Origin of the sequence: Streptomyces sp. 8K308, assembly GCF_004348315.1 — a bacterium.
Taxonomy (GTDB): Bacteria; Actinomycetota; Actinomycetes; order Streptomycetales; family Streptomycetaceae; genus Streptomyces.
Window position 1 is genome coordinate 1 of record NZ_SMKC01000242.1, and the last position, 11,107, is coordinate 11,107.

An 11,107-nucleotide genomic window follows, 5' to 3' on the forward strand; every position below is an offset into this window, starting at 1 on the left:
GAATGACCGACATCACCGCCGTCATCGGCTACGGCAACGACGGCAGCTGGGACCCCACCATGACGGCCTCGGCCTTCGGCATGGCGGGGAACAACCACATCTACGAGGGGCTGCTCGACACCGACCCCATCACCCGGGCCCCCTACCCGGCGCTCGCCACCGCCCTGCCGATCGACCAGACCGCCACCACCTGGCAGTTCACCCTGCGGGACGGCGCGGTCTGGCACGACGGCGAGCCGGTCACCGCCGAGGACGTGGTGTTCACCTTCGAGCGGATCCTGGACGCCGAGGCGAACACCCTCACCCGCTCCTTCTTCGTCACCTGGCTCGCCGAGGTCAGGGCGCTCGACGAGCGCTCCGTCGAGCTGGAGTTCCGCTTCCCCTTCCCCGACGCGGCGCCCCGGCTCACCATCGCCAAGATCATGCCGAGGCACGTCTTCAGCCGCGAGGGCGCCTGGGACGAGGCGGCCGGCGGCTTCGCGCTCGGCTCCGGCCCCTACCGGCAGGCCGCCCACACGCCCAAGTCCAACACCGTCTTCGAGGCGTTCGACGGTTACAACGGCCCCCGGCCGCCCACCTTCCGCACCATGAACTGGCTGTCGGTCATCGACGCCGCGCCCCGCGTCGCCCGGATATCCGGCGGCAGCGCCGACGCCCAGATCGCCGACAACATCCCGTACGCCAACATCGAGCAGCTGCGCGGCGACGGCCTCGAGGTGGCGGGCGGCGCCGGCATGAACCACCTGTTCCTGATGTTCAACACCAACAACCCGCCGTTCGACGACGTGCGGGTGCGGCAGGCGCTCTTCTACGCCATCGACACCGAGCAGATCGTCGACGTCGCGCTCCGCGGCAACGGCCGGCCGGCCACCTCGTTCCTCAACGAGGACCACCCGGCGCACCGCCCGGCCGCCACCGTCTACACGTACGACCCCGAGCGCGCCCGCCAGCTCCTCGACGAGGCCGGCGTCGGCGACCTGAGCCTCACCCTGATGTCGGTGAACGTCAGCTGGGCCGTCGACTGCCTGCCCACCATCAAGGAGTGCTGGGACGCGATCGGCGTGCGCACCACGCTCGAACCGCAGGAGACCTCGGCGCTGTTCGCCAAGATGGACCAGAACCAGGACTACCAGGTGGTCGCGGCCGTCTCCAACCCCAACCAGTTCGGCCTCGACCCCGACCTGATCCTCCGCTACAACTACACGGCGGGCGGCACCTGGATGGCCTACACCGGCTGGGACACCACCGACGAGGCCGGCGAGCTGTTCGCCATGATGGACCGCGCCACCGAGGAGCCGGACCCGGACCGCAAGCTCGAACTCGTCCACGAGTACCTGGACGTCATCGCCGAACAGGCCGTCCTCTACCCCGTGGTGCACAACGAGCTGCTCACCGCCTGGGACCCGGACCGGATCGTCGGCGTCCGGGCGCAGCCCTACCCCGGCATCAACCTGCTCCAGGCAAGGGCACGGGCCTCGTCGTGATCATCGTCGTCCGAATGGTGCTGCGGCGGGTGCTGCTGCTGGTGCCGCTGCTGCTCGGCATCGTCCTCTTCGTCTTCCTGGTCATGCGGTTCTCCGACGCCGACCCGGCCTCCGCCTACTTCATGGGCGCCAACCCCACCCAGGAGCAACTGCACCAGTTCCGTGAGGAGAACGGGCTGCTCGACCCGCTGCCGGTGCGGTACGTCGACTTCGTCGGCGACCTGCTCCAGGGCGACATGGGCATCAGCGTGCTGACCCGCGCGCCCGTGATCGACCAGGTGACGACGGCGCTGCCGCTCACCATGCAACTGGCCTTCCTTGGCCTGGGCTTCGCCGTCGTCCTCGCGCTGGTCTTCGGCGTCACCGCGGCCGTCTACCGCGACCGGCTGCCCGACCAGCTGATCCGCGTCGTCTCGCTGACCGGCGTCGCCGCCCCGGCGTTCTGGCTGGCGCTGCTGCTCATCCAGTACGCGGCCGTGGACAACGGCTGGTTCCCGACCGGCGGCTACATCAACCCCAACGACTCGTTCACCGGCTGGCTGGAGACCATGACCCTGCCGGCGCTCGCGCTCTCGCTGCCGGTCGCCGCGCAGCTCACCCGCATCGTGCGGACGGCCGTGGTCGAGGAGTTGGACAGGGACTACGTGCGCACCGCCGTCGGCAGCGGCCTGCCGCCGGTGGTGGTCGTCGGGCGCAACGTCCTGCGGAACGCGCTGATCAACCCGCTGACCGTGCTCGGCCTGCGGGTCGGCTACGTGCTGGGCGGCGCCGTCGTCATCGAGACGATCTTCGCGCTTCCGGGGATGGGCAAGCTGATGATCGACGCGGTGCGCAACGGCGACCCGGCCGTGGTCCAGGGCGTGGTGCTGACCACCGCCGTCGGCTTCGTGGTCGTGAACCTGCTGATCGACATCCTCTACCTGCTGGTCAACCCCCGGCTCAGGAGCGCGACATGAGGTGGCTGCGCAGGTTCCCGATACCCTCGCGGATCGCGCTCGGCGTCCTCGCGGTCGTCGTCCTCACCGCGCTCATCGCCCCGCTGCTCGCGCCGCACGATCCGTACGAGCAGGCGCCGACCGTGGAGGGCCCATCGGCCGACCACTGGATGGGCCAGGACAGCCTCGGCCGCGACATCCTCAGCCGGCTGATGCACGGGGCCCGCTGGTCGCTGGCCATCGGCCTCGGCGCGACGCTGCTCGCGCTGCTGGCCGGCGCGGTGCTCGGCGCGATCGCCGCCACCTCGCGGCGCGCGGTGGACGAGGCGGTGATGCGCGGCCTCGACGTGGTCATGGCCTTCCCCGGCATCGCGCTCGCGGCGGTCCTCATCGCCGTCTTCGGCGGCGGCGTCCCGGTGCTGATCTGCGCCATCGCCTTCCTCAACATCCCGCCGGTGGCGCGGGTGGTGCGGGCCAACGTGATGGCCCAGTACGGCGAGGACTACGTCGTCGCGGAACGGATCATCGGCGCCCGCACGCCGCACATCCTGATCCGGCACGTGGCGATCAACTGCGCGGCGCCGGTGCTGGTCTTCTGCACGGTGATGGTGGCCGAGGCGATCGTCTTCGAGGCGTCCCTCTCCTTCATCGGCGCCGGCGTCCGGCCGCCGGAGCCGTCCTGGGGCAGCGTCATCGCCGACGGCAAGAACATGGTGCTCCTCGGCGGCTGGTGGGCCACGGTCTTCCCCGGCCTCCTGATGCTGGTGACGGTCCTCAGCCTCAACATCCTCTCCGAGTCCCTCTCCGACACGATGGCCCTGGCGGCCGGCTCGTCAGCGCGCACGGCGCCGAAGGCGCCGGGAGAGCCGACCGGCGCTGCGGCGCCGCGCGACGCGTCCGGCGGCACCGCCGCCGGCACCCGGGCCGCCGACCGGGCCGGGGGCTCCGCCGCCGGTGGGGGAGAGGGGGTGCCGGACGCGGTCACGGCCGGCCCGCCGGCCGCCAGGCCGGTGCCGTCCGAGGAGTCCGTGGAGGCCACCGGCCAGGCTGACGCGGGCCCGCGCCAGTCGTCCGGGGACGCCGACCGTTCCGGCGCGGCCCTGGCCGCCGACGCGGCGGGGCAGCGTGACGGCGAGGCGGTGCCGGAGGCGCCGACGGACGCCGCAGCCGGCCTGCCGGCCGCCCGACCGGCGCCGTCCGAGGAGTCCGCGGAGGCCGCCGGCCCTGGCGGCGGAGCCGCCGCCGTGCCGGCGGCGCGGGCGGACGAGGTGCTCGTGGGGTCGGCGGACGGCTTCCCCTTCTCCGACGTGCTGGCCGAGGCCGGGCGGAGGTTGCGGCGGGATGAAGGCGTGCGGGCGGGGGAGCCCGTGTTGGCCGTCGACCGGCTGGTCGTCGGCTTCGGCGACACCGACATCGTGGCCGGCGTCAGCTTCGAGGTACGACCCGGCGAGGTGCTCGGCGTGGTCGGCGAGTCCGGCTGCGGCAAGACGCTCACCGCGCTCACCGTCATGGGCCTCCAGCCCCGCGAGGCCAGGATCGGCGGCAGCGTGCGGTTCCAGGGCCGGGAACTCCTCGGCCTGAAGGCCCGCGAGCGGCGGCGGCTGCTCGGCCACGAGATGGCGATGGTGTACCAGGACGCCCTCTCCTCCCTCAACCCCGCCATGCCCATCCGCGCCCAGCTCAGGCAGCTGGTCCGCCGCGGCGGCCGCCGCACCCCCGCCGAACTGCTCGAACTCGTCGGCCTCGACCCGGAGCGGGTGCTCCGCAGCTACCCGCACGAGCTGTCAGGCGGCCAGCGCCAGCGCGTCCTCATCGCCATGGCGCTCTCCCGCGACCCGCGGCTGATCGTCGCCGACGAGCCGACCACGGCGCTCGACGTCACCGTCCAGGCGCAGGTCATCGAGCTGCTGCTCAGGCTCCGTGAGGAGCTCGGGTTCGCGCTGATCCTCGTCTCCCACGACCTCGCGCTGGTGGCCGACGTCACCGACCGCGTCGCCGTGATGTACGGCGGGCACATCGTGGAGACCGGCGTCACCGCCGACCTGGTGGCGGCCCCGGCCCACCACTACACCCGCGGCCTGCTCGGCTCCGTGCTCTCGCTGGAGGCCACGGCCGAGCGCATGACCCAGATCCCGGGCGTCGTTCCCTCGCCCGCCGACTTCCCGCCCGGCTGCCGGTTCGCCGACCGCTGTCCGTTCGCCGACGCGGAGTGCGCCGCCGTGCCGCCGGAGCGCCCGGCCGAGGGCCCCGGGCACCTCGTCCTGTGTCACCACCCAGCCATCCGAGAGAGCCGCGAGAGCCGAGAGAGCGAGGTGGCCCCGTGAGCGAGCCGCTGATGGCCGTCACCGACGCCCACGTCGTCTTCGCGGCGCGCAGCGGCGGCCTGTTCAGGAGGGACAAGGTGTACGCGCTCACCGGCGCCAGCCTGACCGTGGCGCCCGGCGAGACCGTCGGCGTGGTCGGCGAGTCGGGGTGCGGGAAGTCCACCCTGGCCCGCGTGCTGATCGGCGTGCAGCGCCCCACGAGCGGCACCGTCGCGCACCGCGGCCGCGACCTGTGGGCGATGCCGGCCGCCGAGCGCCGCGTGACCGTCGGCACCCGGCTCGGCATGGTCTTCCAGGACCCGGCCACCGCGCTCAACCGCCGGCTGCCGATCCGCCGGGTGCTGCGCGACCCGCTCGACGTGCACGGCCGCGGCACCCCCGCGCAGCGCGCCGAGCGGGTCCGCGAGCTGATGGCCCTGGTCGGTCTCCCCCGATCGCTCGCCGACGCGCTGCCGGGACAGCTCTCCGGCGGCCAGCGGCAGCGGGTGGCCATCGCCCGCGCGCTCGCCCTCGAACCCGAGCTGCTGATCGCCGACGAGCCCACCAGCGCGCTTGACGTGTCCGTCCGCGCGCAGATACTCAACCTCCTCCTCGACCTGAAGGAGCGGCTCGGCCTCGCCCTGGTCTTCGTCTCGCACGACATCCAGACCGTGCGCCGGATGAGCGACCGCGTCGTCACCATGTACCTCGGCCGCGTCGTCGAGGAGTCGCCGGCGGCGCGCGTCACCGCGCACGCGCGGCACCCGTACACCAGGGCGCTGTTCTCGGCCACGCCCGGGCTGCTGCACCCGATCCAGCCGATCCCGCTGGTCGGTCCCGTGCCCTCGGCCGTGCACCCGCCGAGCGGCTGTCCGTTCCGCACCCGCTGCTGGAAGGCGGACGAGGCGTGCGCCGCGTCGATGCCGGACTTCGCGTCCGACGAGGGCGACCATCGGTACCGCTGCCACCACCCGGTGGCCGGCGCGGAGTCCACCGGCGACCTCGTCGACCAGGCGCGCCGCGCCCGAGCCGCCACCTCCCAGGCACGCACCGAGCACCGCACCGAGCAAAGAACCTGAGCGAAACGCACATGAGGGAACGCACATGACCCTGCCCGCCGGCCGTCTCACCGGAGTGATCCCGCCCGTCTGCACCCCCCTCACCCCGGCCGGCGCGGTGGACACGCGCTCGCTCACCCGGCTGGTCGACCACCTGGTCGGCGCCGGCGTCGACGGCCTCTTCGTCCTCGGGTCCAGCTCCGAGGCCGCCTATCTCACCGACCACCAGCGCCGCCTCGTGGTCGAGACGGTGACCAGGCACGTGGCCGGCGCGCTGCCCGTGCTGGCCGGCGCCATCGACATGACCACGCCCCGCGTGCTGGCCCACGCGGAGACGGCGCTCGCCGCCGGCGCCGACGCCCTGGTGGCGACCGCGCCGTTCTACGCCAGGACCCACCCGGTGGAGATCGCCCGGCACTTCCAGTTGATCGCCAAGCACACCGGCGCCCCGCTGTTCGCCTACGACCTGCCGTCCTCCGTGCACAGCAAGCTCGACGCCGACCTGGTGCTCGGCCTCGCCGCCGACGGGACGCTGGCCGGGCTCAAGGACTCGAGCGGCGACCAGGCCACGCTGCGGGCGATCGTGGTCGGCGCCCCGGCCGACTTCAGCGTCCTCACCGGCTCCGAACTCCTCGTCGACACCGCCCTGCTGATCGGCGCGCACGGCGTCGTCCCCGGACTCGGCAACGTCGACCCGCACGGCTATGTGCGCCTCGTGCGGCACGCGACGGCCGGCGAGTGGGACCTGGCGCGGGCCGAACAGGAGCGGCTGTTCGCCCTGTTCGCCATGGTGGGCGCCGCCCCACCCGACCGGATGGGCCGTGGCTCGGCCGCCATCGGCGCGTTCAAGACGGCGCTGCGGCTGCGGGGCGTCATCGACCACGCGACGACGGCCGAGCCGCAGATCCCGCTCTCCGCCGATGAGGAGGCGCGGGTCGGCGACCTGCTGCGCGCCGCCGGCCTCCGCTGACCGCCCCCGCCCCTACAACGACCCGAGCCAGCGGAACTCGATCCGCTCGTAGGGGCCCTCGTCGCCCGTCTCGTACAGCACGCCGACCACTTTTTCCCCGTTTGCCGCCGCCTCGTCCACCGCCACCAGGTCCGAGTAGGCCGCCGGCAGCGCGGAGAGCGTGATCACCCGGCTGAACGACCGGCCCTCGTCGTCGCTGCGCCAGACCGTCATGGCCTCCCTGGCGGTCGGGTTGGACGGCCCCGAGAACAGCAGCGGCGACTCGTCACCGGCCGGGCGCAGCACGCTGCCCTGCACCACCGGCACGTCGTTGAGGCTGTCCTGGATGGCGAAGGTGCCGCCCTCGAGCGACTCGCCGCCGTCCGCCGACACGGCGTCGGCCCGGTTGCCCGTGCTGCTGCCGTGCTGGTCGCGGGCGCTGAAGTAGATCTCGCCGCCCGGCAGTTCGGTGGCGGTCGACTCGTTGGAGTTGATGACGCCGTCGTAGCTGTCGTCCACGTAGCCGAGGCGCCAGCTTTCCCCGCCGTCGTCGCTGATCAGCGCGTGGGAGCCGTAGTACTTGGGCTCCTCGCCCGTGTCGGTCGAGCCGGCGGGCGGCGCGGCCGAGTGGTTCGCCGGGACGACGAGCCGCCCGGCGTGCGGGCCCTCGGTGAGCGCGAGCGCGTGCCCCGGCCCCGTGGCGTACCAGCGCCAGTCCTCCGGCTTGACGTCCGCCGTGATCTCCCGGGGCTCGGTGAAGGAGCGGCCGTCGTCCTCGCTGTACTGCACGAAGACGCGGCGGCTCTGCTCGGGCGTCACCTCGCCGCGGATGATCTCGGCCTCGGTGACCTCGCCGCTGTTGTAGCAGGTGAGCAGCACGAGCCGGCCGGTCTCCGGGTCTATCACGGGCGCCGGGTTGCCCCGGGTGTCGCCGTCCCCGTGGGCCACCACGTCGAGCGGCCCCCAGGTGCGGCCGCCGTCCTCCGAGCGGCGCACGACGACGTCGATCGCGCCGCTGTCCCCGGCCCCGCCGACCCGACCCTCGGCGAAGGCCAGCACCACCCCGTTGGGCGTGGTGACGGCGGCCGGCACCCGGTACGTGTCGTAGCCGCCCTCGCCGGACACGAACGGCACGGACGTCACGCGCTCCGGCTCCGAACCGCCGGCCGAACCACCACAGCCGGCGCTGGTGGCGCCGACCAACATCACGACCGCGGCGCCGAGCGCCACCCTGTGCCAGGAACCCATGGGCCTTCCCCCACTCCTTCAGTGACCGACTGGTCGTTACTCACCGTAACCCCTGCCGCCGACAATCCTGCCCGGCGGCCTCCCCGGCGGGGCACCCGCCGGGGTCAGCGGGCGACGCGGGCCGCGTCCGAGACCGCCTGGGCGATCGGCGTCGGCCCGCTCACCAGGTCGAGCGTGAGGCCCGTCGTGGTCGGGGTGTCCAGCAGAGCGAGCAGCACCGCCGCCACGTCGTCCCGGCTGATGGAGCCGCGCTCCGCCGACTCCGCGAGCGTCACCAGCCCGGTGCCCGGCTCGTCGGTGAGCCCGCCGGGCCGCAGGATCGTCCACGCCAGGCGCCCGGTGCGGGCGCTGATGTCCGCGTCCGCCGCCGCCTTGGCCCGCAGGTAGGCCGCGAACACCGGGTCGGTGCCGGGCGGCGGCTCCCGGTCCACGTGGATGGCCGAGACCACGAGGAACCGCCGCACCCCGGCCAACTCGGCCGCGTCCGCGAACAGCACGGCGCCGGCCCGGTCCATCGTCTCCTTGCGGGCCGCCCCGCTGCCTGGGCCCGCGCCCGCCGCGAAGAGCGCAGCGTCCGCACCCTCCAGTGAGCGTGCCACCTCCGCGACCGACGCCGACTCCAGGTCGCAGACCGCTGGTTCGGCGCCGAGGGCCCGCAACTCCGCCGCGTGGTCCGGGTTCCTGACCAGGCCCACCGCTTCGTCGCCCCGTGCCACCAGCAGCTTCTCCAGCCGCCGCGCGATCTTTCCGTGTCCACCTGCGATGACTGTGCGCATACCCGCGACCGTACGCCATGCCGTCGCCCGCCGCCGCTACCTGACGCGGTCGAGCGGCAGTGACGCGACGGCGCCACGCGGACCGACGTTGAGCGCCCGCAGCCACGTCAACTCGCCGGCGGACAGCGCCCTGTCGTAGACCCGCACCTCGTCCAGCGACCCCGACATCCACTGCAGGCTGTCCGCGCGCTGTCCCAGGTGCACGCCGAACGTAGAGTTGCGGCTGACGCTGCCCGCCACGTCGGCCGCGACGACCGGCGCGCCGCCGTCCACCGACAGCGAGAGACCGCCGTCGGCGCGGGTGAACGCCAGGTGGTGCCACCGGCCGTCGTTGTAGGCGCCCGGCGCGTCCACCAAGGCCGAGGCGGGCGCCGACCCGCCGTCCCTGGCGGTCATCAGCGCCCGGATCCGCCCGCTGGCGGGCTCGGCGCGGATCCACACCTGTGGATTGTTCGCGCCCACCCCGCCCATCCACAGGAACGGGTGCTGTCCGCTCGTCGCCTCGTACCTGAACCACAGGCTCACCGTGAAGTCGCCGTGGCCAAGCGGCAGTTCATCCCGGTACGGCAGCCGCACCGCGTCGTCCACGCCGTCGAAGGACAGGCCGGGGCCGAACCGCCCGCGCGTCGTCGCCGCGCCGCCGAGCACCGCGGCGGGCGAGGCGTCGCGCGCGGCGTCCCGCGTCGTGGGCCCGGCGTCGTCCCGTGGCCCGAGGAAGTCCTCGCCGAAGCGCGCGAACCTGATCTCGTCCCGCGCGTCCACCGGACCCGCCTCGTACATCAGGCCGACCGTCGCCGCGTCGATCCTGACCATGTCCGAGTAGCCCGACCAGTCGGTGGTCACCAGCGCACCCTGGTCCACGCTCTCCCAGGTCCGGCCGCCGTCCCAGGACGAGCGGACCATCATGCGGCGCCGCCGGTCGGGATCGGACGGCACCGCGAGCAGCAGCCGCTCGTCGCCGAAGGGCAGCACCGAGCCCTGCACCTGCGGCGCGTAGAGATCGGGCACGGTCCGGTAGGGCGCGGTGAGGCTCTCGCCGCCGTCCGTGCTCCAGGCGTGCGTGCGGTGCCCCAGGTCGGTGCCGCTCTGCTCGCGGCCGTTGATGTAGAGGGTGCCGTCGGGCAGTTCGGCCAGCGTCGCCTCGGATGGCCGCTGCCGCCAGGTGCCGTCGGCGCCCACCGGGTAGCTGTCCACCGCGCCGAGCGTCCAGCTGTCCCCGCCGTCGTCGCTGTAGGCGAGCGCCGCGTGGTTGTACGTGGTGCGGCCGTCCGCGTAGCTCTCGGCGTTGACGGTGAAGACCAGCCGGCCGGCGTGCTCGCCCCGGGTCAGCTGGACGCCGTGCACCGGGCCCGTGGCGTACCACGAGTTCCAGTCGGCGGGCCGCAGCTCCTCGGCCAGGCTGCGCGGCTCCGACCAGGTCAGGCCGTCGTCGTCGCTGTAGGAGAGGTACGGGATCCGCTCGCACGGCACCTGGCAGTCGCCGCCGCCCGGCACGCCGGCGTTGCGGGTGGACGGCAGGAGGATCCGGCCGGTCCTCGTGTCGACGACGGGCGCCGGGTTGCCGTGCGTGTCGCCCGCGCCCTCGTCGATCACCTGGTACGGGCTCCACGTGCGGCCACCGTCCGTGGACCGCTTGATGACGATGTCTATGTCGCCGCCGTCCGAACAGTCGTTGGTGCGCCCCTCGGCGAACGCCAGCAGCGTGCCGGCGTTGGTGCGCACGATCGCGGGGATGCGGAAGCAGGCGTAGCCGCCGTCCTCGGCGGCGCGGAAGATCACCTGCTGCTCGATGGCCGCCGGATCCGGCTCCGTCGGGGCGGCGGCCAGTGAGGGAACGGGAACGAGGGTGAGAGCGAGGGTCGCGACGGCGACCGCCGCGCGACGAAGGGTCAACGCCATGCCAGGACCTGCCTTCCGGCTCGGGCATCGCTCGACGAATGCGGCTCGGTTCGTCCGACATCCCACGTCCGACGAACCGTCACGAAGTGTCTCCTGTTGCGAAGACCATGACAAGGAGCCGTGGCCGATCAGTATCCGGTGGCCTGCCGCGGGAGTTCGGGCCCACCGGCCGCCGCCGCTCCGCAGTACTCACGAACGGCGCTGGTCCTGGCCACGATTCGGCCCCGGTGGATCACCAGCCTGCTGTACGCGAGGGAGAGCGCGTCGGCCACCGTGCGTCCCCGCACCGCGAGCAGCTCGGCCGGAAATCCCGCCTCGATCCGCACCTCGGGCAGCCCGAGCGCGGCCCTGGCCCGGCCGCTGACCGCCCGGTAGGCATCGGCCGGGCGGCACAGGCCGCGCGCCACGAGCTGGTGCGCGGTGTCCAACGGGTCCCCGCGCCCCACCGGGTTGAC

8 protein-coding genes and 1 pseudogene are annotated in these 11,107 nt (G+C 73.6%); 5 read left to right on the forward strand and 4 right to left on the reverse strand.

Annotated elements, in window-relative coordinates; all coding sequences use genetic code 11:
* The 5 genes from E1265_RS26120 to E1265_RS26145 form a co-directional block, all read left to right on the forward strand.
* A partial coding sequence (locus E1265_RS26120) for an ABC transporter substrate-binding protein (RefSeq protein ID WP_132933463.1) occupies positions 1-1,484 on the forward strand: 1,484 nt, incomplete at its 5' end.
* The gene (locus E1265_RS26125) at positions 1,481-2,440 is read left to right on the forward strand and encodes an ABC transporter permease (protein ID WP_132933464.1); all 960 of its coding nucleotides are present in this window, start codon (positions 1,481-1,483) and stop codon (positions 2,438-2,440) included. The genes E1265_RS26120 and E1265_RS26125, both read left to right, overlap by 4 nt.
* Entirely contained in the window at positions 2,437-4,743 is a 2,307-nt protein-coding gene (locus tag E1265_RS39640) for a dipeptide/oligopeptide/nickel ABC transporter permease/ATP-binding protein (protein WP_243741116.1), read from the forward strand. Before E1265_RS26125 ends, E1265_RS39640 begins: the two co-directional genes overlap by 4 nt.
* Positions 4,744-4,754: 11 nt before the next feature.
* Positions 4,755-5,801, forward strand: a complete 1,047-nt coding sequence (locus E1265_RS26140; protein ID WP_132933469.1) for an ABC transporter ATP-binding protein — start codon at positions 4,755-4,757, stop codon at positions 5,799-5,801.
* Between the two features lie 25 nt (positions 5,802-5,826).
* Entirely contained in the window at positions 5,827-6,750 is a 924-nt protein-coding gene (locus E1265_RS26145; RefSeq protein ID WP_132933465.1) for a dihydrodipicolinate synthase family protein, read from the forward strand.
* 12 nt (positions 6,751-6,762) lie between these two features.
* Here E1265_RS26145 and E1265_RS26150 read toward each other — a convergent pair whose 3' ends face one another.
* The 4 genes and pseudogenes from E1265_RS26150 to E1265_RS26165 form a co-directional block, all read right to left on the reverse strand.
* A complete protein-coding gene (locus tag E1265_RS26150) occupies positions 6,763-7,977 on the reverse strand; it encodes a sialidase family protein (RefSeq protein WP_132933466.1) in 1,215 nt (404 codons plus the stop codon).
* Positions 7,978-8,081: 104 nt separating this feature from the next.
* Positions 8,082-8,753 carry an NAD(P)H-binding protein gene (locus tag E1265_RS26155; protein WP_132933467.1) on the reverse strand — a complete coding sequence of 224 codons (672 nt, stop codon included), beginning with the start codon at positions 8,751-8,753 and terminating at the stop codon, positions 8,082-8,084.
* 36 nt (positions 8,754-8,789) lie between these two features.
* Positions 8,790-10,652 carry a sialidase family protein gene (locus E1265_RS26160; RefSeq protein ID WP_132933468.1) on the reverse strand — a complete coding sequence of 621 codons (1,863 nt, stop codon included), beginning with the start codon at positions 10,650-10,652 and terminating at the stop codon, positions 8,790-8,792.
* Positions 10,653-10,780: 128 nt separating this feature from the next.
* Positions 10,781-11,107, reverse strand: a pseudogene (locus tag E1265_RS26165) (hydrolase); the annotation flags it as partial.

Coding starts and splice junctions, on each gene's coding strand:
- E1265_RS39640 (WP_243741116.1), top strand. CDS start 2,437: ATGAGGTGGCTGCGCAGGTTCCCGATACCCTCGCGGATCGCGCTCGGC.
- E1265_RS26140 (WP_132933469.1), top strand. CDS start 4,755: ATGGCCGTCACCGACGCCCACGTCGTCTTCGCGGCGCGCAGCGGCGGC.
- E1265_RS26145 (WP_132933465.1), top strand. CDS start 5,827: ATGACCCTGCCCGCCGGCCGTCTCACCGGAGTGATCCCGCCCGTCTGC.
- E1265_RS26150 (WP_132933466.1), bottom strand. CDS start 7,977: ATGGGTTCCTGGCACAGGGTGGCGCTCGGCGCCGCGGTCGTGATGTTG.
- E1265_RS26155 (WP_132933467.1), bottom strand. CDS start 8,753: ATGCGCACAGTCATCGCAGGTGGACACGGAAAGATCGCGCGGCGGCTG.
- E1265_RS26160 (WP_132933468.1), bottom strand. CDS start 10,652: ATGGCGTTGACCCTTCGTCGCGCGGCGGTCGCCGTCGCGACCCTCGCT.